20 protein-coding genes and 1 pseudogene are annotated in these 18,200 nt (G+C 55.2%); 20 read left to right on the top strand and 1 reads right to left on the bottom strand.

What is annotated here, in order from left to right:
- Positions 1-114 precede the first annotated feature (114 nt).
- The 19 genes from ACSBPU_RS19100 to ACSBPU_RS19010 all read left to right on the top strand — a co-directional run bounded on the left by ACSBPU_RS19100 (position 115) and on the right by ACSBPU_RS19010 (position 16,980).
- Positions 115-462, top strand: coding sequence for a DUF2958 domain-containing protein (locus tag ACSBPU_RS19100; RefSeq protein ID WP_442593371.1), 348 nt, complete (start codon positions 115-117; stop codon positions 460-462).
- Between the two features lie 136 nt (positions 463-598).
- Positions 599-1,351 (top strand): DNA -binding domain-containing protein, encoded by a 753-nt coding sequence (locus ACSBPU_RS19095; RefSeq protein ID WP_442593370.1) that lies wholly within the window; start codon positions 599-601, stop codon positions 1,349-1,351.
- A gap of 130 nt (positions 1,352-1,481) precedes the next feature.
- The gene (locus ACSBPU_RS19090) at positions 1,482-1,766 is read left to right on the top strand and encodes a helix-turn-helix domain-containing protein (protein ID WP_442593369.1); all 285 of its coding nucleotides are present in this window, start codon (positions 1,482-1,484) and stop codon (positions 1,764-1,766) included.
- A gap of 21 nt (positions 1,767-1,787) precedes the next feature.
- Positions 1,788-2,627, top strand: a complete 840-nt coding sequence (locus ACSBPU_RS19085; protein ID WP_442593368.1) for a replication initiator protein A — start codon at positions 1,788-1,790, stop codon at positions 2,625-2,627.
- A 434-nt stretch (positions 2,628-3,061) separates the two neighbouring features.
- Complete coding sequence (locus ACSBPU_RS19080) at positions 3,062-3,634, top strand: DUF2840 domain-containing protein (RefSeq protein ID WP_442593367.1); 573 nt, start codon at positions 3,062-3,064, stop codon at positions 3,632-3,634.
- A gap of 11 nt (positions 3,635-3,645) precedes the next feature.
- The gene (locus ACSBPU_RS19075) at positions 3,646-4,206 is read left to right on the top strand and encodes a S26 family signal peptidase (RefSeq protein WP_442593366.1); all 561 of its coding nucleotides are present in this window, start codon (positions 3,646-3,648) and stop codon (positions 4,204-4,206) included.
- A 421-nt stretch (positions 4,207-4,627) separates the two neighbouring features.
- The gene (locus ACSBPU_RS19070) at positions 4,628-6,553 is read left to right on the top strand and encodes a DUF3363 domain-containing protein (RefSeq protein WP_442593365.1); all 1,926 of its coding nucleotides are present in this window, start codon (positions 4,628-4,630) and stop codon (positions 6,551-6,553) included.
- Positions 6,554-7,833: 1,280 nt separating this feature from the next.
- Positions 7,834-8,250, top strand: coding sequence for a DUF411 domain-containing protein (locus ACSBPU_RS19065; protein ID WP_442598431.1), 417 nt, complete (start codon positions 7,834-7,836; stop codon positions 8,248-8,250).
- Positions 8,251-9,109: 859 nt separating this feature from the next.
- On the top strand, positions 9,110-9,724 hold the full coding sequence (gene ccmA, locus ACSBPU_RS19060; protein ID WP_442593364.1) for a cytochrome c biogenesis heme-transporting ATPase CcmA: 615 nt from the start codon (positions 9,110-9,112) through the stop codon (positions 9,722-9,724).
- Positions 9,721-10,404 (top strand): heme exporter protein CcmB, encoded by a 684-nt coding sequence (gene ccmB, locus ACSBPU_RS19055; RefSeq protein WP_442593363.1) that lies wholly within the window; start codon positions 9,721-9,723, stop codon positions 10,402-10,404. Before ccmA ends, ccmB begins: the two co-directional genes overlap by 4 nt.
- 10 nt (positions 10,405-10,414) lie before the next feature.
- Positions 10,415-11,152: a heme ABC transporter permease CcmC gene (gene ccmC, locus ACSBPU_RS19050; RefSeq protein WP_442593362.1), complete on the top strand. Its 738-nt coding sequence runs from the start codon at positions 10,415-10,417 to the stop codon at positions 11,150-11,152.
- A complete protein-coding gene (gene ccmD / locus ACSBPU_RS19045) occupies positions 11,149-11,343 on the top strand; it encodes a heme exporter protein CcmD (RefSeq protein WP_442593361.1) in 195 nt (64 codons plus the stop codon). Before ccmC ends, ccmD begins: the two co-directional genes overlap by 4 nt.
- Positions 11,327-11,773 carry a cytochrome c maturation protein CcmE gene (gene ccmE / locus ACSBPU_RS19040; RefSeq protein WP_442593360.1) on the top strand — a complete coding sequence of 149 codons (447 nt, stop codon included), beginning with the start codon at positions 11,327-11,329 and terminating at the stop codon, positions 11,771-11,773. Before ccmD ends, ccmE begins: the two co-directional genes overlap by 17 nt.
- Before the next feature lie 5 nt (positions 11,774-11,778).
- Positions 11,779-13,740, top strand: a complete 1,962-nt coding sequence (locus ACSBPU_RS19035) for a heme lyase CcmF/NrfE family subunit (RefSeq protein WP_442598429.1) — start codon at positions 11,779-11,781, stop codon at positions 13,738-13,740.
- The gene (locus ACSBPU_RS19030; protein WP_442593359.1) at positions 13,737-14,261 is read left to right on the top strand and encodes a DsbE family thiol:disulfide interchange protein; all 525 of its coding nucleotides are present in this window, start codon (positions 13,737-13,739) and stop codon (positions 14,259-14,261) included. Before ACSBPU_RS19035 ends, ACSBPU_RS19030 begins: the two co-directional genes overlap by 4 nt.
- Positions 14,258-14,713 (top strand): cytochrome c-type biogenesis protein, encoded by a 456-nt coding sequence (locus ACSBPU_RS19025; protein ID WP_442593358.1) that lies wholly within the window; start codon positions 14,258-14,260, stop codon positions 14,711-14,713. The genes ACSBPU_RS19030 and ACSBPU_RS19025 overlap by 4 nt, the downstream gene beginning before the upstream one ends.
- Positions 14,710-15,561 carry a c-type cytochrome biogenesis protein CcmI gene (gene ccmI, locus ACSBPU_RS19020; protein ID WP_442593357.1) on the top strand — a complete coding sequence of 284 codons (852 nt, stop codon included), beginning with the start codon at positions 14,710-14,712 and terminating at the stop codon, positions 15,559-15,561. The genes ACSBPU_RS19025 and ccmI overlap by 4 nt, the downstream gene beginning before the upstream one ends.
- 19 nt (positions 15,562-15,580) lie before the next feature.
- Positions 15,581-16,195 (top strand): TlpA family protein disulfide reductase, encoded by a 615-nt coding sequence (locus ACSBPU_RS19015; protein WP_442593356.1) that lies wholly within the window; start codon positions 15,581-15,583, stop codon positions 16,193-16,195.
- Positions 16,196-16,233: 38 nt separating this feature from the next.
- Entirely contained in the window at positions 16,234-16,980 is a 747-nt protein-coding gene (locus ACSBPU_RS19010; RefSeq protein WP_442593355.1) for a cytochrome c biogenesis CcdA family protein, read from the top strand.
- 91 nt (positions 16,981-17,071) lie between these two features.
- Here the strand turns inward: ACSBPU_RS19010 and ACSBPU_RS19005 are convergent, their stop codons facing one another.
- Positions 17,072-17,329 (bottom strand): hypothetical protein, encoded by a 258-nt coding sequence (locus ACSBPU_RS19005; protein ID WP_442593354.1) that lies wholly within the window; start codon positions 17,327-17,329, stop codon positions 17,072-17,074.
- Between the two features lie 383 nt (positions 17,330-17,712).
- On the opposite strand from ACSBPU_RS19005, the pseudogene ACSBPU_RS19000 reads away from it, so the two are divergent.
- Positions 17,713-17,886: pseudogene (locus ACSBPU_RS19000) on the top strand (disulfide bond formation protein DsbA); the annotation flags it as partial.
- Positions 17,887-18,200 lie beyond the last annotated feature (314 nt).

The following is an 18,200-nucleotide window of genomic DNA, read 5'->3' as shown; positions in this document are numbered from 1 at the left end:
ATCAATCCCATGCTGCGTCGTTATTAGACGCGCATGCACCATTCCCATAGCATCTCAGAAAAGTGCAGTGCCGGAGCCGCGCCGCACTGGGGCGTTTGCCTGGATCGCGTTTTCATGGGATTGCTGACAGAACAACAAATGGCGCGCCTGCGGGCCAATGGTGAGCAGTGTGCGCGTGATCCGGCCTTCGACCCCTTGCCGGTGGCAAAAGCGTACACGCCTGACGGGCGCGTGGTTTGGCTGCTGGCTTACGCCTACCCGGACGAGCCCGAGAAGCTGCATGCCCTGTGTGATGGCGGCACGGGCTTTCCGGCGCTGATCGACATCAGCCTGGTGGAGTTGGAGACGATGCGCGGCCCACGGGGTTTGCCCGTGGCAATGGATGCCGCATTTGAAGCGACGCGCACCTTGTCTGCGTACGCCGCCCTGGCATGTGCTGAGGGCGCATACGTCGAAGACTGACCAGTCTGCCTTCGCAGCGGCAGGCTGCGAAAACGGATTCCCTTGCATCGCGCCGGGACACCCTCGGCGCGATGCACTTCACCGCTGGCCATCCGCCGGCGGGCCATGGGCTTTGTGACACCCACAAGGAGCCTGGATGATGTGCGGGTCCGATGCCGCCTGGCGCGCCACGGCGGGATACCTCTATGTGTTGCATTTGGATGGGCCAGCGCTGGCCTGGGAGTACCTGCGCCGCAACCCCGAATATCAGCAGGCATGGCAACATGCCGATGCGTACCTTGATCGGTGGGGACTGGAGGACTGGGAAGATCCCATTCTGGATGCGCGTAGCGCCTGCCCAGTCTGGAACAGTACGATCCTGCCCGTACTGCAAGTGACGTCCGGCTCACCCGGCAATACTGTGGGCCAGCCCGCGTTCGACCTGTGGTCATTGCCTGGCCACAAACGCCTGCGGGTGCTCGATGCGCCTGACGGCCATCTCGCCTTGCTGGCGCAAACCGAATCGGACTGGATCAGGGCGCGGGTCGAATGCCAGGCCCTGGCGGCGGCCTCAACGGTCTATTGGCTGCCGGTGCCAGTCTCCTCCACGCAGCACAGGGATCAGGCTTGCTTGCCGCTGCCGGCCGCAGCGGGCTGGATGCCGCAGCGGCGTCGGCGGCGAACGCGAGGGTTTCGCAGCCAGATCTTGCATCTGCGCGCCTTGCAGTCGGTCGATGCCGCCGCTGCTGGAGCATCGCATCGCGAAATCGCCGAGGCGATCTTTGGGCGTGAACAGGTGAGGGCTGAATGGCACGCTGATTCGAGCCTGCGCACGCAACTGCGGCACTATCTGCGGCGCGGACAGTTTTTCATGCGCGGCGGCTACCTGGATTTGCTCACGCCACGCTGAGCTACGCCATAGCCCACGGATACGAAATGCCAACCGGTTCGTATCCCTTCCGCGAGTCTCTGGCTTTGCCGAGACTGTCTCCAAGCCGCCGACATGAGGCGGCGGATGATCAACCCATCAGGAGACCGTCATGCAAAGCCCATCCACCCCAAATCCGACCTCCCGCACGCAGCCGCGTTCGTCCGGCAGCGCGCCGGTGCTGACGGCTGCTGCCGCGCGCTATCTCACGAACGACGAAGCTGCGGATTACCTGCGCTTGTCGCCGCGCACATTGGAAAAAATGCGCGTCATCGGCGGCGGCCCGCGCTTTCGCAAGTTCGGCCGTCGCGTCATGTATGCCATCACCGACCTGGATGCATGGGCCGACAGGCGCGCCTATGACATGACCTCCGACCCCGAGTATCGGCGTCGCTAAGCGCAGCGCCAGGAGAGCGTCATGGAGATGACCAGGCAGATGCTGACGGTAAAAGGCACTGTGCCGCTGGTGCTGTTTCGGGCCTTGCCGATCGAGACAGGGCTGCGCGACCAGCAGGACTTGATGTCCTACCCGTTTTTCTCGCTCGCCAAGGGAGCGAGAACACAACCCATACTCTTCTCGCAAGGCCCCGCCAGCATCGAAGTCGCCGGCGTGACGGAGCATGGCATCGCCACCATCTGGGATGCCGATGTCTTGATCTGGGCGGCCAGTCAGATCGCGGCGGCCAGCAACCGTGGCCTGCCCACATCGGCGCGCATGTTCACGACAATCGGCGAGGTGCTGGGGTTCATCGATCGTGGCACTTCACTGCGCGATTACGCGCGCTTGCGCGCCGCGCTGAATCGCTTGCAATCGACCACGGTCTTGACCTCGCTGCGTGCAGACGGACTGCGTCATGATCACCGCTTTTCCTGGATAGCGGAGTGGCGCGAACTGTCGCATCGCAATGGCCGTTCAGCGGGTGTCGAGATCGTCTTGTCCGACTGGTTTTATGAAGGCGCAATGCTCGAATCCACGCTGCTGGCATTGCATCCCGACTACTTCCGGCTGACAGGCGGGCTGCAGCGGTGGCTGTACAGACTCATGCGCAAACATGGCGGCCGACAACGCGCCGGATGGCGCTTTTCGATGCGCCATCTGCACGAGCGTTCCGGCAGCGCCATGCGCTATTCGGACTTCGCCCTGGAGATCCGAAAACTGGCCAGACACCCCTTGCTGGACTACGCCATGCACATCGAGCGCGAGCATGCGCAGGAGTACCTGTGCTTTCGTCGCATTCGCACGAGGGTCAAGTCATGATCATCTTGTGGGTAAGGCTGTGTATAAGCTGTGATTATCCTGTGGATAGCAACGTGCGATCAGAAGTACGCGCAGCGTGCTATCAGCGTATGAGTCCACGTGCTATCAGACCACTCAAATCCTCGGAAATCCTTGCCAGACAAGCGTTTTCGCGTCGCTTAACTTATTTAACTAAAAGAATAACTAGGATAGTAGGGGAGGCGTTTTCTGCTCAAACATTGCTCAGCGGCATGCGAGAGGTCGCAAAAGCCGGTTGTCCAGCAGGACGGTTCAGCGCCACCGTCGTGGCGGCGAGTGGCAGAGGCGGCATTCGCAGGCTGGCCGCTTGGGCATCGCCTGAACGCCGGCGGCAATCTTCACGAGCGGATTTACGGCCTCACAGGACGTCGATCTGGTCTTACCCTAGGGCCAAGGCCGTCTTTATCCTCGAAAACGTGCCACAGGCCGTTTTCTGGGCCTGCAGCACGGCTCGGCAGGCAGACGCGGCTCCCATTTCAGGTTCCGCTTGCCTGCCTGTGGGCGCTGTCGAACAAGATCCGTCAGCCAGCCATATGCGGATACTGTTGTGGCGCTTCGCAGGCCGCTCACACACCTGGCTGCGCTTCGGTGAACCCTTGTCCGTCATCCGCCTGGACGCGCAGCGGCGCATCGCGGTGTTCGGTCCTGGGGCGGTCTGCTGCCGTGTTCAGTGGGTCGCCAATGCCTACGGCCCGATCTTCTGGCAGTTGATGGTACTGCAGGCGGATGATGGCTCGCACGACATCCAGACGGTGCGCGGCGTCGCGCCTGGTGCGCGCATTCTGCTGCGCGTCCGGGGCGAACCCCGTGTTCAAGCTGCGTTGCGCGTGATGGACGAGATCGTGGCTGGTGGTATTCCCCTGGCGCATGTCTCGACGGACTACTGGCGCACGCTGGACAACCGGCTGGCGGCACGCTTGCCGCTGCTGGAATACACCGCCGAGCGACATGCCGCGTACCTTGCTCGACGCAAGATGTTGGATGCATGAGGAGGCCGGGTATGACGTATCTTTCCCGTTACTCATCTCGCTTTATTGAAAGCTTTTGGCTGCGCCAGATGTGGATTCTGGCTCTCATGCTCGCCAGCCTGGCGGCGCTGTTCGCGCCTGCCTGGCTGCCGGCAGAACCGGCCCGCATGCTGCGCCTCATCTATAACGCCAGCGACAGTGCGCCGCGCGGTTTTTATGCCATCCGACAGGCTAAACCTGCGCATGGCGATTGGGTGGTTACACGCTTGCCGCCTGTCGCTGCCGCGCTGGCAGCGGAGCGTCAGTATCTCCCCATCAACGTGCCGTTGCTCAAGCGCGTGGCTGCCATGTACGGCGAGCATGTGTGCGTGGGCAACGGGCGGGTCACGATCAATGGTCAATACATTGCGCGAGCACTGGCTCGGGATTCTTTGGGGCGGGCATTGACCCCATGGCGCGGCTGCCGTTTGTTGGCGGAAGAAGAGTTCTTCCTGCTCAGCGACCATCATGAATCATCCTTCGACAGTCGCTACTTCGGACCGGTCTCGCGCATGGCTTTGCTCGGCGTCGCTGTGCCGATCTGGGTGTGGTGATCAACATGCGAACTGACATCACTGCCGCTTCTGGATTTGCATTCTGGCTGCGCCGAGTCTGCACCGACTTTGTCGCCGGTTCGGCAGCGGGAATGCATCTTGATGTGCAGATTGGCTGCGCGGCTCATGCCTGGCCTGTGGCCGTTGGCATCACCGCGTCCAGTCATGCGGCTGTGACCTGCGGCTCCGGGTTGGCCAGGCCAGGAGCATGCTCTGTCCGGGGGAGGAGACGATGGTGGGAACAGCAGCAAGATAAAAGGGTCGGCACGCGACCGCCTGCAAGTCCTTATCTGCACATGGGGGAGGACGGCACGTGGGCGGTGCCCCGTGGTGCCGTCTGTGCGCGCAACTGCGCGAAAAATCTGGAAATTATGCGTGCCATTCACGAAGCCGTACGCCCCAGCTTGTTGGATTGAGGGCGATGGCCATGCGCGATGATGACCGCTTCCGCCCGCGTCCCGCACCGCCCAAGAACCGAGGGCGGGGCCAGGGAGAGCGATTTGTCACGGCGGTCAAACGTCAGATGTCGCGGGCAGGTCACGCAGCCGGTGCGCGTGGTCAGGGCCGAGGTGCGGGCCAGTTCGGTCGAGGCCAGGTGGCGGCTCGTTTTGCTTCGAAGCGTCCGCCGCTCAGCACCCGGCGAGTGGTCATCAAATCCCGTTTCGTGCGCCTGCAATCTGGCGGCGCGGCGGTAGCTTCTCACCTGCGATACATCGAACGCGATGGCGTCACGCCGGATGGTCAGCCGGGACGCGCCTACGGTCCCGAATCCGATCACGTGGATACCCGGGATTTCATTGCCCGTAGCGAGGGCGACAGGCATCAGTTCCGCTTCATCGTCTCGGCGGAAGACGCCAGGGAACTGGGCGACCTTAAGGACTTCACCCGAGCTTTCATGGCGCGGATGTCGGTAGACCTGCAGATACGGTTGGACTGGGTGGCGGTCGATCACTGGGATACCGACAATCCGCATACTCACATCGTGCTGCGGGGATGCGCTGACAATGGACAGGATCTGGTGATTGCGCCTGACTACATGAGCCATGGCATGCGCACACGCGCCAGCGAAATCGTCACAGAATGGCTGGGGCCGCGCACCGAGATGGAGATCGCCCAAAGCTTGCGCCAGGAGGTGACGCAGCAGCGTTTCACGACCCTGGATCGGGCCTTGCTGCGGCAAGCCGAGCTTGAGCGCGTCGATGTGCTCACCCTCAAAGGGGATGTGCATTACCAGTCCAGCCAGCGCGCCCGTTTGCAGCATCTGTCTGGACTGGGGCTGGCGACACAGGAAGACGCACGACACTGGCGTTTGGACCCGCGCCTGGAGCACACATTGCGAGATCTGGGTGAGCGCGGCGACATCATCCGCACCATGCATCGAGCCATGCGTGGCGAAGTCCGGGAGATGAATGTGCTGGGCGTCTCCGCCCAACCTGTCGTCGGACGCATCGCTGCCAAAGGGCTGGCTGATGAGTTGCGCGATGTTGGCTATCTTGTGGTGGATGGGACGGATGGGCGTGCGCACTATGTACGGTTGCCCGCGCAATCTGAACTTATTGACTGGCCAGTAGGCGGCATCGTGTCCGTCAAGCCTCAAGTCGATAGTGCCGCTGACCGCAACATCCTGGCCCATACGCGAGACGGCCTGTATCGCGCTGCCGACCATCTCAAATCCCTTGGGGATACAGAGCGTTCACGGGACATGGTGCAAGGCCACATCCGCCGCTTGGAGGCCTTGCGGCGCGCCGGAGTCGTCGAGCGACTGACTGATGGTGTTTGGAAGGTTCCGGTGGATCTGATTGAGCAGGGCAGGCACTTCGATCAAGGTCGGTCCGGCGGCGTGTCGGTGACGTTGCGCAGCCACCTGTCGATTGCAGAGCAGACGCACTCGACAGGGGCTACCTGGCTGGACGACCAGCTCATTGCCGGAGGCAAGGGTTTGTCCCCAACCGGTTTCGGTGCAAAGGCCAGGACGGCGATGGAAAAGCGACTCGACCACCTGGAGGGACAAGGCTTGGCGCAGCGCCGAGGACAGCGCGTTGTGTTGGCCAGGAATCTCTTGCGAACGTTACGCGCTCGGGAACTTGCCGTTGTCGGTCAGAGACTGCAGGCTGAGACGGGGCTGGCATATCTACCGGTCGGAGACGACGGCAGGGCCAGCGGCATCTACCGTAGCTCCGTGATGCTGGCTAGTGGTCGATACGCCACGCTGGACAATGGCAAAGGGTTCAGCTTGGTGCCCTGGAGGCCTGTCATCGAACAACGGATGGGACGACATCTGACGGTAACGGTCCGTCGAGGTATATCGACTTGGGAACTTGGGAAGCAACGTAGCGTAGGCAGCTAACGGCTCTTAGTATTTCTGAGTCACCGCTCGAAGCTACCATTGTCCCGCTTCAAACACCCACCGTTCAAACCATGTGCAATGGTATGGTGGACGAGGTGTGATGATGAGCCTCAATAGCTCGTCCGACACTCGTATACAAAGGTCGCTTCCGAAATAACTCTGACAGTGCATGCCGTTGGTTTTATTGGCTTACGCGCTTTGGTGCGTGCCCATCGTCGAAACCCATGACCTTACATCAATAGTTTTGTAAAAATAAGAAATCATTATCAATTTCGCCTGGGTCGTGATTGCTAATTTTGTCCGGCCTGTTGACTGAATGCGCCATTATATCGTTGGCATTGAGTGCATAAGCTCCTTCGAGCTGTGACGCATAATAAAGATATGGCAATCGGCCATAATGGAGGTTTTCATCGATGCGATCAAAGCAACATTCTGCGGGCTGATTTTCAGCTTGGGCGTGCCAGCGGCCAGCGCTTAGCCGTGGCTACGAGCATCCGCTAGGTCACCCTACTCACGGTAAGCCTGCGTTACATTGCCCGTGCTGGGGGCATCATGGACAGCGAAGGTGGCATGTGTCAAAATCCAAGGTGTGCCTTTCTCTACGACGCCAATGGCATGTCGGCAGTTGCCCGTGTGCAGTATCAGTTCGGGGTAGACTACTCTTGCGGACGGTCGCAGCGTTGGCGATGGGTCAGAGATCCATGTAAATGACCATTAAGTTGTAGTATTTACGTGAATGTACATATACGCAAATCAGTTCGATGTCACTTTGCGTTTCGCGCGACGACAATTAACTTCATGCAGAGCCTTGACGACCCACCTGTTCGAATTCTCGTAAGGGCTAGGGTCTTAATGGCGAGGTGTTACGTCGAAAATAACTACATATGCCTTGGGGTTAGGTGGGCCTGTCGTGTGTGCCTTGTGAGGTAGTGCTAGTGGTGGATTTGTCTAGTGGAATTATATTGGTGGCCGCGTTTGCGGCAGCGTTTTTTGTTTCTAGGGTTATTGTGAAGCGTCGTGCGGCAAACGCAGCTCATCAGAAAAGGTTGCAGGATGAGCGGTTTAGGCGTGAATCGCCTGCTGTTTCACCAGCAAAAAATAAAAGCAAAAGAAGGAGAGAAAGACGTGGAAAGATCTGACTGGCTTACATATTAGATTTTCTCTCATAGATGGCCATGCTCGCAACTTGAATTGTAGCGATATTGCTCAGTCATTCCGTTTATCTGCCCGCATTTTTTATCACGCTATTGTCCTTTTTTCAACCCAAGGGGGTCCTCAAAATGAGAGTATGGCTTGCTGCTTTTTGGCTGATAACTGCAACTTCTCTGGCTCATGCAAAAAGTGGCGTCATCACCGTTTACCAAGATCCTAATTGTGGCTGCTGTTCGGGTTGGGTTGATTATATGCGTGATGCTGGTTTTATGGTTAAAGCCGTTAAGACGGCCGATATGGCGTCAGTTAAGCGCCGGTTGGGTGTGCCGATGTCGTTGGCCTCATGCCATACCGGTGTATCGGAGACTACAGGGCAACTCGTAGAAGGTCACGTTCCAGAAAATGTAGTCCGAAAACTGCTGGCGGATGCCTCAGTCAAAGGAGTATCTGCACCCGGGATGCCCTTGAATGCGCCCGGGATGGGGGCCTTAGATGGAAATCTGATCACAGTTGATTTTAACGGCAAGCCGTTCTCGAGAGACTAGGCGAGCTTGGTCGTAAGTCCCACTATCGGGTCGATCCTCAGGATCAAGAGAACCTTGAGGGCCCCAGCATAAGAGATCAGGCTCATACACGCGCCGCAATCCTGGGAGAAGGCAAAAAAGTGCTCGGTGGCACGACACCTCGTCACCCAAACGTACGCTAGTGTCTGTAGGTCTTACCAATATTTTGCCCAGCTTGAAGTTTGCGGTTTGCACACGTGGTTGGTATGATTAACGACACCATGAAAAGATTGTTTGTTCTAATTGTGTTGGTAATGCTGCCGCTCCAAGCCTCGTGGGGCGTTGCGATGGCATATTGCCAGCCAAAGCAATCTGTGGAAGCGACTTCCTGTTGCGGAAGTATCCACGAGCTTTCGGTTGCCTCTTATGTCGAGGTTGAAGGGAATGAGGGGGCCCAACCAAGCATGGGGCACGGCACTCATTCTTGTCATTTGTCCTGTATGTCTCTAGTTGGGGTTTCATGCTCCACGACATTTGAACTCGCTTCTAGTAGAGTTCATTTTCCCCTTGATGCGTGGGAACCCACCACGACATTCAACAAGCGCCCCGAGCGCCCTCAATGGTCTGCTCTAGCCTAGAGCAGGCAACTCGCTGATCCGTTCAGCGGATTATCTCTTTTACCGTTTCAAGGGCCTGCATTGAGCTCGGGTTGGGACGTGCGTCGTCGCCCTTAGGTGCTAAAGAGAGTTTGGCCAAAACTAGATTTGCTCTCATTCAATCCTCGTGTCTGGCGGTCGCACATGGGCGATCTCTTTACGCGTGAGCGAATGGACAGTAATCACGTTGGTACGCAGCGGCGATAGTCAGCTGCCCATGTCCCTAATATTGATTGGTGGTAGTGATGCTTGAGGGTATCAATCTGCACGCTATTCGAGGCGAGCGCAGCCTATTCAAACGTCTGAACTTTCAGATAAAAGCAGGGGAATGCCTTCTCGTACAAGGAGAAAACGGCAGCGGTAAAACCAGCCTTCTACGCATGATTGCAGGACTCATGCCGTCGTCGGATGGAGCCGTCTTCTGGAAGGGAAGCCCCATCGCCCAGTTGGGCGATGACTTCCGCAGGGAATTGCTCTACTGCGGGCATCTTCTGGGCCTTAAGAATGAGTTGAACGGCATCGAGAACTTAGTCGCTAGTGCCTGTGTGGCTGGCAACTCCGTTTCTGTACCAATAGCCATTGAAGCCTTGCGGCGAAGCGGGCTGCAAGGCAAAGAATATCTTCCTGTGCGATTTTTGTCTCAAGGACAGAAGCGACGAGTGAGCTTAGCGCGCTTACTTCTTCAGCCCCGTGCGCTGTGGATATTGGATGAGCCTCTAGCGGCGCTTGACGTCGGCGCAGTTCTCTGGTTGACAGGGGTCGTCGATGCGCATTTAGAGTTGGGCGGTGTCGTAGTTATGACTAGTCATCAAGATCTAAGGCTAGCGTGTATGCCTCAGGTAATTCGGATAGACATATGAGCGACACATTCGGATTGTCTGTGTTTGTTGGTGTCATACGGCGTGATTTGAAGCTCGCCATGCTTCGCAAGTCAGACGCGATAATCCCCCTCTCTTTCTTCGTTATCGTGATGAGCCTGTTTCCTTTAGGCGTTGGACCGGATCAAAACTTGTTGCGGAGGATCGCGCCCGGCATCCTATGGGTAGCCGCATTGTTAGCCAGCATGCTGTCGCTTAATCGTTTGTTCGAACACGACTATGCCGATGGCACTCTTGAACAACTTGTGCTTTCGCCTGCCCCGCTGAGCATACTTGTATTGGGAAAAGTACTAGCGCATTGGCTACTCTCTGGAGCGCCTCTTGTACTGTTCGCGCCGATACTCGCTTTAATGTTCGATATGCCGGCTTCGTCATTGCCCGTGTTAGCCGTATCTCTAATGCTAGGCACGCTGGTCATGAGTCTGATCGGGGCTGTCGGCGCCAGCCTGGCACTCGGGCTGCGAGGCGGAGGAGTGCTGGTGGCATTGCTAGTGCTTCCTTTATATGTGCCTGTCTTAGTATTCGGAGCCGGCGCGGTGGATGCCGTGTTTACAGGCCTGGGTGCTGGATCTCATCTCTCATTGCTGGCAGCGGCTCTGGCCTTAGCTGGCTTTTTCGCGCCATGGACTACGTCAGTAGCGCTGCGAATCGCATTGGAATAAGGGCAATGAAATGATCAACTGGTTCAAGTACGCATCGCCCAAAGTATTCTACCCCTTGGCGGAAAAGATGATTCCCTGGTTTAGCGCTGCTGCTATGTTGCTGACAATCGCGGGGCTATATGTAGGGTTCTTTTTGGCACCTACTGATGCACAGCAAGGCGAGGGATACCGAATTATTTTTCTGCATGTGCCTGCCTCTTGGATGTCGATGTTTATTTATCTGATTATGGCTTTCTGGGCTGCGATGGGGTTAGCGCTCAACAGTCGCTTGTCGGCCATGATGGCTTCGGCCCTGGCACCCACTGGTGCCATGTTTACGTTTCTGTCGCTTTGGACCGGAGCTCTTTGGGGCAAGCCGATGTGGGGCGCCTGGTGGGTATGGGATGCACGTCTAACCTCGGAGTTGATCCTATTCTTTCTCTATATTGGTTTTATGGCGCTCCAGTCGGCGATTGATGAACCGCGCCGTGCCGACAAAGCTGGTGCTCTACTTGCGCTAGTCGGAGTTGTCAATGTTCCGATTATCTACTTCTCGGTCCAATGGTGGAGTACCTTGCATCAAGGTGCTTCGGTTTCATTGACGCGGGCTCCGTCCATGGCAATGCTGATGCTGTTAGGCATGTTGCTCATGGCCTTGGCAGCCTGGATGTATACAGTGGCCATAGCATTGATGCGAGTACGTTGCATCATATTGGAGCGCGAGACGCATGCTGGTTGGCTGAACGAACTAAATGAGGTGGATCGATGATGTGGAGCAGCGCGGCTGAGTTTTTGGCCATGGGTGGTTACGGGCTTTACGTGTGGGGATCCGTGAGCATGACCATTGTGGCGGTTCTTATTGAGCTGTTCTTGCTCGGTCAACGGCGTAACAGTGCGATGTCTCGGATTATGCGCAAATCCATTATTGAAGGGAATGACGTCAATGAAAAACAGACATAAGCGCATCGCGCTTATTTTGGGCGGAGTCGCTGCGTTAAGCGTGGCAACGATATTGGTGCTTAATGCATTTCAAAGCAACCTTGTGTTCTTTTTCACCCCAACCCAAGTTAGTGTAGGCGAAGCGCCCAAAGAGCGCATCTTTCGCGTCGGTGGAATGGTTCAGGCGGGCAGTGTGCAGCGGCAAAACGATGGCCTTACTGTGAGCTTTGTCATAACCGATACAGCGGAAACCATACCTGTGATCTATACAGGAATTCTGCCCGATTTGTTTCGGGAGGGAAAAGGGGTGGTGGCCCAGGGCAGGCTTGATCCCAGTGGAGTATTTCGTGCCCAAGAGGTACTCGCCAAACATGATGAGAACTACATGCCGCCTGAAGCACAGCACGCATTGGATCAAGCTGCTAGAAACAATCCCGCAACGAGGCCATGATGATCATGATACCTGAAGTTGGTCACTTTTCTCTGATTTTGGCGCTATTGGTGGCATTAGCACAAGGAGGCTTTGCACTCGCCGGCGCCGCATATGGAAATGTTCGGTGGATTGCCTTTTCCCGACCTGCGGCACGTGTTCAATTCTACTTAGTAAGTATAGGTTTTTTAAGTTTAGCCTGGGCGTTTATTGTCAAAGATTTTTCGGTAGCTTACGTTGCTCAGAACTCCAACTCGCAGTTGCCTTTGTTCTATCGGGTTGCTGCCGTATGGGGAGGGCACGAGGGTTCGCTCTTGTTGTGGATGCTCATGCAAACCGGGTGGGCATATGCGGTCACAATGTTCTCTCGACAATTGCCCGATGTGATGGTGGCTCGCGTACTAGGAGTTCTTGGATTGGTAGCCGCAGGATTTCTGTTATTTATCCTGCTCACCTCTAATCCTTTCGAACGTTTGGTTCCCCCACCTGTGGAGGGGCTCGACCTTAATCCGCTGCTGCAGGATGTTGGGTTGATCTTTCATCCGCCGCTACTTTATATGGGCTACGTGGGGTTTTCGGTAGTGTTTGCTTTTGCAATAGCAGCTCTGCTGGCAGGACAATTGGATGCTACCTGGGCGCGCTGGTCTCGGCCATGGGCGACGGCCGCGTGGTTATTCCTAACTCTGGGTATTGCCTTGGGCAGTTGGTGGGCTTACTACGAGCTGGGTTGGGGTGGATGGTGGTTCTGGGATCCGGTTGAGAACTCTTCCTTCATTCCATGGTTGGTAGGCACGGCCTTGATTCATTCACTGGCGGTCACCGAAAAGCGGGGGAGCTTTAAAAGTTGGACCGTTCTTCTTGCCATTAGTACTTTTTCTCTTTCTCTATTGGGAGCATTTCTTGTACGATCGGGTGTGCTGACGTCTGTACACGCCTTCGCTACTGATCCGGGTCGAGGGGCATTTATCCTACTGTTGTTTACTGTCGTGGTAGGGGCATCTTTACTTCTGTTTGCGTTGCGTGCGCCGAAGGTAGGGCTTGGTGGGCGGTTTGATTTGATATCGCGCGAGTCCTTGTTGCTCGCCAATAATGTATTGATGGCAGTGGCTGCCGGCTCGGTCACCCTTGGGACCTTATACCCGCTTTTTATAGATGCCTTAGGACTCGGCAAGCTTTCTGTAGGGCCTCCATACTTTAATGCTGTCTTTGTCCCTCTTATGGTGCCTGCATTGCTGCTCATGGCAGTTGGGCCGATCGCCAACTGGAAATCAGCCAAGGTAAGGGGCGTGTTCAAACGGCTGTACTTGCCAGCCGCAGCAGCGATTGCTATAGGGATTTCCGTTCCGTCCGCGCTGGGGAGCTGGTCGTTGATGTCGGCGTTAGGCCTGGCGCTGGCCTCTTGGATTGGTGCCGCCGTAATCACAGGAATCTTTGAGCGTATGAGAGCCACGCACAGTGGATTGCTCGCCCAACCGCGCAGTTGGCTTGGTATGCATATAGCGCACCTGGGGATTGCTGTTTTCGTAGCTGGCGTCACATTAGTCATGGGCTACGAGACGGAGCAGGACGTGCGCATGGCTCCTGGCGATATCGTGTCTGCGGGCGGCTACGAGCTGAGGTTTCTTGGAGTGCGAAGAGCGCCGGGGCCAAATTATGTCGCCGAGGTTGGAGATATAGAATTATCACGTGATGGAGAAGTCCTGCGTTTGCTCCATCCTGAAAAAAGGGCTTATGCTTCTTCTTCTATGCCAATGACCGAGGCGGCTATCGATGCCAATGGGTTGCGGCATGTGTATGTCGCCTTGGGGGAGCCGCTCGCCGAAAGCGCCTGGAGCGTACGCATTTACTACAAGCCTTTCGTGGATTGGATCTGGGGTGGTTGCATATTAATGGCTTTGGGCGGCTTACTGGCGATCAGTGATCGACGTTACCGGCTTAAGCGGCGAAACCGCCGTATTTTTCCGGGCCAGCAAGGATTTGAGTCATGAACCGTTTTCTATGGCCCTTGGTCGGTTTCCTGGTGTTGGTGACATTTCTTGGGGTGGGATTGACCTTAAAACCCAGCGAAGTGCCGTCACCATTAATCGATAAGCCTGCGCCCATCTTTACTTTGCCTCAACTGGCTTCGCCTGATCAATCTTTTTCACCAGTCATGATGAAGGGTGAAGTGTGGCTGCTCAATGTTTGGGCTTCATGGTGCTATGCCTGTCTTGAGGAGCACGGGCTCATCATGGATTTAGCCAAAACATACAGCCTTCCTATTGTTGGGCTTAACTATAAAGACGTCCGTGATGAAGCCCTGGCATGGCTGGAGCGAAATGGGAACGCTTATACGGTATCGGTGTCCGACACGCAAGGGCGGGTAGGCATAGATTACGGCGTCTATGGTGTACCAGAAACCTTTGTTATAGATAAGGACGGGGTTATTCGCTACAAGCATATTGGCGCTGTGACACCGAATGTTGTACGCGATACGCTGCTGCCGTTGGTCAGGAGATTGCAGCAATGACGCGTGTATTAATGGCTCTCATTCTTTCGGTGATTTCGTTGCAGTCTTGGTCGATGAGTTATGACGACGAAAAACGCCTGTTAGATATTGCGGGCGAGCTTCGTTGTCTCGTGTGCCAGAACGAATCCATAGCAGCTTCACGCGCAGACTTAGCGGTGGATTTACGCCAGCAGATCCGTGAACAAATACAAGCTGGTCAGAGTGATGACGAGATTCGCGAATATATGGTCGAGCGTTATGGGGATTTTGTGCTTTACCGCCCGCCTTTCAAGGCTACTACCGTTTTACTGTGGTTTGGACCAATACTGCTACTTTTGTTCGGGTTCGTCATCTTAGCCGGATCGTTGACGCGTCGTAAGAGGCGGTTGATGAGCGAGCTATTAAGCGACGAGGAACGAGCGAGAGCAGATGCGCTCCTAGAGCAAACAACGAGTCCGGGAACTAAACCATGAGCCTTACATTTATCGCGATTGCCGCATTGCTTGTATTTTCCGTAACTGTGCCGCTTGGACTTGCACTACTTCGAGATCCTCGGAGCGAAATTAGTCTGGAGCACCAGGCTGTCAACGCCGCCGTACTGCGGGATCAGTTGGAAGAGTTGGAGCAAGACCTTGCCAGCGGCACGTTATCGCCGCGTGCGTACACGGAAGCTAAACGGGAACTTCAGCGACGGACGCTCGAAGAAGTCGAGTCTCCTCGCATCAGCAGTTCGAGCGTAATTGGTAGCAACCGTGCCGCCATAGCATTGTTTATCGTGCTTCCAGTGGGGGCTGTGCTTACCTACCTTGCGCTGGGTAATCCTGCTGCGACTAATCCAAAGTCAGTACAAGTCTCTGTAAACGTCATGCAGCCCGATGTGCAAGCTATGGTGAATTCACTATCCGAACGGTTGGAAGTAAACCCCGACGATCCGGACGGATGGCTTATGCTTGCCCGATCCTATCGATACCTCGAGAGATATAAAGATGCAGCAATCGCCTTTGCCAACGCAACCTCAAAGATGGACGTTGGCGCCCGGGTTTTATCGGAGTATGCCGAAACGCTGGCCCGGAGTAGTACTAATGGATTTAATGGTCAGCCCACTCAATTGCTGGAAGAGGCTCTTAGTCTTGATCCAAACGAGCCGTTCGCACTGACGCTCGCTGGCACAGCTGCGCTCGAACGTCGTGATTACGGGGTAGCCATCGAGTATTGGCAACGATTGATTGCTCTGCTTCCAACCGACTCAGACGCGGCACGAGCAGTGCAAAACAGTATTGATCGTGCGCGTCGTGCAAAAGGTCAAGCAGCGCCTAAATAGCGCTGAGTAAAGGAAAGCAATGATGAAAAAAACTATTAGGAGAATTGGCTGGGTCGTGCTGGGTCTAAGCAGTGTGGTCGCTGTTGTAGCGGGCCTATATCTATACCAAAACAATAACGCTTCGAAGAGCCCTATTGGCGGCATCCTGAATATCGCTATCGATATAGGCGACCAACGCTTTATGCGCTGGCATACCCCGCGCGAACTGCCTCCAATCTCGTTTCAGGATGAGGCAGGCAAAACGGTAAGTCTAGATGATTTTCGCGGAACTGTTATCTTACTCAATATTTGGGCCACTTGGTGTCCACCATGTCGAGAAGAAATGCCTTCGCTTGATCGCTTGAACGCGAAGCGTGCAGGGCCGGCCTTCGAAGTGGTGGCGTTGTCCATTGATCGAGACTCCACGCTAGTCAAGTCGTTTTATCAGCAGTTCGACATACAGACTTTACGGGGCTATTTCGACACGACCTCACAGGTTTCCAATATCGTTCGCGCTCCGGGTGTCCCCACCACCTTGTTGATTGACCGAGAGGGTCGTGAAATAGGGCGCGCGTTGGGGCCTGCAACCTGGGACAGCCCCCAGGCTGAAGCTCTTATCGATGCTGCGCTCATGCGTCCGGCCGAAGATGGTTAAATCAATGAAGAGGCGTACTTATTTGGAGCGATCCGACGATGCTTGATCTAACGGCTTTGGGGTTACTCACAGCATTTGTCGCAGGCATCGCGTCCTTTCTATCTCCGTGTGTTTTGCCGCTTGTACCCGGTTATCTCTCTTATATTTCCGGTGGCTCCGCGGGATCTGAAAAATCTCTTACGCAAGCTCGCCTCGCACGGTGGCGGACGCTCATTCTAAGTGTATGTTTCGTCCTGGGCTTTTCCTTGGTTTTTCTAGCCCTTGGCGCTAGCATCACATCGGTTGGGCGCCTATTTTTGTCTTATCGCTATGAACTAAATATTGTGGCCGGCGTCATTATTGTTACTGCTGGTCTGATGATCATGGGCGTACTGCGAGCTCCATTATGGGCACAACGCTACTACCGCTTTGAGTCAGAGATAAGTAGAGGTAATCCGTGGTCGGCTGGCGTGCTCGGCATGGCTTTTGGCTTTGGATGGACGCCTTGTATCGGGCCGGTACTCGGGGGCATTCTCACGCTGGGTGCTACGGCTCAGAGCGTGGGTCAAGGCATGTTGCTGTTAGGTGTATACGCCTTGGGACTTGGCGTTCCGTTTTTACTGTCGGCTTACTTCATGGCGACGTTTATGCGTCGTCTAGGCCCGCTGCGTCGGGCAGGCCGCTACCTGCAAATAGTCACCGGCACGATCTTGGTGCTGATGGGCATCGCAGTAGCCAGTGGTCAATTGGTCCGTTTTGCAATTTGGCTGCTTAGAATGTTTCCGGCGCTGGGAAGCATTGGATGATTTTCTCAGGCATCCTCTTGACAACTGACAGCACCCTTTCCCACGATTCTCGTTGGGGGTTGACATTTGTAGGGCAACCGCTGATCGACTTTCAAGTACCCAGTTGGAGCACAGAGTATTTGTGATGTGGCTTATCGCCATCGCGGCGACCCTTAGTGCCGTGATTTTCAATGAAGTGATGGGACTCGTTCTCTGACAGTTGTGCTGGTTTCATTGTATTTTCATGTTTTTGCTTGATTTTATCGTGGCGGCCGACCTTGCAACTCCTGACAGGCGAGTGTTCGTTGATGCGCTTCTGATGGTTATCGTCGGCAGGATTGTAGCACTCTACCATATTCGCTTTGTTCAAGAGTTATTTCTTCAACGCTGCAGCCATGTGGCAACGGCATATCTCGTGCCAAAGTGAATTTAAATGTAGTTTGTTCCCTCTCGATTCCTCTATTGTCAGTGTTGTCATTCACGGCAATCGCCGTGCTTATTTTGGAAATAAAGGTGCTTCAAAGTGAAAAGGAAAACAGTTCTTATCTTTGCCAGTATTTTAGCGGTTATGATGTTTGCCATAGGCGGTTTTTTATATGAACAAACTCAGATTCGCAAACAGAATCAAGTTACAAGCGTTGTTACTCCTGATGTTGAGCGCATGCACTCACCTATCTATGGCCCTACGGCGGGGCCAAAGTTACTGTCGTCGAGTTCTTTGAATTATCATGTGAAACCTGTCGTGCATATTATTCTGACGTCAAACAGCTCGCGAACCTTAATGGTGACAACGTCAAGCTCGTCATTTGGTATGCACCGTTACATGAGGGTTCTGAAGAGGTTATTAGGATTCTTGAAGCGACCCGGATCCAAGACAGATATTGGTCATCGATGGAGGCCGTTCAAAAGCAGTCGCAATGGGCATAGCACGATGACCTACAGGTCGATTTGATATGGGATTATCTGAAGGCGATGGATGTGGACATTGATAAGGCGCGCAACGACATGGACCACCGAGCATTGAGGCGCTCCTAGCGCGAGACAAAGTAGAGTTTCGTGCATTACAGATAGCTCAAACACTTATTTTGTTGCGGACCGAAAACCATTAACCAAATTCGGCATGGAACAGCTAAAGACTCTAGTCAAGCAAGAAGTCAATGCGGGGTATTAAAATGACATGCGTCGCCCGAGCGTGCTTAGGCACTTGGTGCACTCCCGAGCTTTACGCTACTTCCTATAAC

The organism is Parapusillimonas sp. JC17 (assembly GCF_052180245.1).
Lineage (GTDB): Bacteria > Pseudomonadota > Gammaproteobacteria > Burkholderiales > Burkholderiaceae_B > Parapusillimonas.
Note: the sequence above shows the minus strand (reverse complement) of the source record. Positions and strands in the feature narration are given on the sequence as shown.

What these genes read in the sequence shown, in the direction of transcription:
- ACSBPU_RS19100 (WP_442593371.1), top strand. Translation starts at nt 115, where the DNA reads ATGGGATTGCTGACAGAACAACAAATGGCGCGCCTGCGGGCCAATGGT.
- ACSBPU_RS19095 (WP_442593370.1), top strand. Translation starts at nt 599, where the DNA reads ATGATGTGCGGGTCCGATGCCGCCTGGCGCGCCACGGCGGGATACCTC.
- ACSBPU_RS19090 (WP_442593369.1), top strand. Translation starts at nt 1,482, where the DNA reads ATGCAAAGCCCATCCACCCCAAATCCGACCTCCCGCACGCAGCCGCGT.
- ACSBPU_RS19085 (WP_442593368.1), top strand. Translation starts at nt 1,788, where the DNA reads ATGGAGATGACCAGGCAGATGCTGACGGTAAAAGGCACTGTGCCGCTG.
- ACSBPU_RS19075 (WP_442593366.1), top strand. Translation starts at nt 3,646, where the DNA reads ATGACGTATCTTTCCCGTTACTCATCTCGCTTTATTGAAAGCTTTTGG.
- ACSBPU_RS19070 (WP_442593365.1), top strand. Translation starts at nt 4,628, where the DNA reads ATGGCCATGCGCGATGATGACCGCTTCCGCCCGCGTCCCGCACCGCCC.
- ACSBPU_RS19065 (WP_442598431.1), top strand. Translation starts at nt 7,834, where the DNA reads ATGAGAGTATGGCTTGCTGCTTTTTGGCTGATAACTGCAACTTCTCTG.
- ccmA (WP_442593364.1), top strand. Translation starts at nt 9,110, where the DNA reads ATGCTTGAGGGTATCAATCTGCACGCTATTCGAGGCGAGCGCAGCCTA.
- ccmB (WP_442593363.1), top strand. Translation starts at nt 9,721, where the DNA reads ATGAGCGACACATTCGGATTGTCTGTGTTTGTTGGTGTCATACGGCGT.
- ccmC (WP_442593362.1), top strand. Translation starts at nt 10,415, where the DNA reads ATGATCAACTGGTTCAAGTACGCATCGCCCAAAGTATTCTACCCCTTG.
- ccmD (WP_442593361.1), top strand. Translation starts at nt 11,149, where the DNA reads ATGATGTGGAGCAGCGCGGCTGAGTTTTTGGCCATGGGTGGTTACGGG.
- ccmE (WP_442593360.1), top strand. Translation starts at nt 11,327, where the DNA reads ATGAAAAACAGACATAAGCGCATCGCGCTTATTTTGGGCGGAGTCGCT.
- ACSBPU_RS19035 (WP_442598429.1), top strand. Translation starts at nt 11,779, where the DNA reads ATGATACCTGAAGTTGGTCACTTTTCTCTGATTTTGGCGCTATTGGTG.
- ACSBPU_RS19030 (WP_442593359.1), top strand. Translation starts at nt 13,737, where the DNA reads ATGAACCGTTTTCTATGGCCCTTGGTCGGTTTCCTGGTGTTGGTGACA.
- ACSBPU_RS19025 (WP_442593358.1), top strand. Translation starts at nt 14,258, where the DNA reads ATGACGCGTGTATTAATGGCTCTCATTCTTTCGGTGATTTCGTTGCAG.
- ccmI (WP_442593357.1), top strand. Translation starts at nt 14,710, where the DNA reads ATGAGCCTTACATTTATCGCGATTGCCGCATTGCTTGTATTTTCCGTA.
- ACSBPU_RS19015 (WP_442593356.1), top strand. Translation starts at nt 15,581, where the DNA reads ATGATGAAAAAAACTATTAGGAGAATTGGCTGGGTCGTGCTGGGTCTA.
- ACSBPU_RS19010 (WP_442593355.1), top strand. Translation starts at nt 16,234, where the DNA reads ATGCTTGATCTAACGGCTTTGGGGTTACTCACAGCATTTGTCGCAGGC.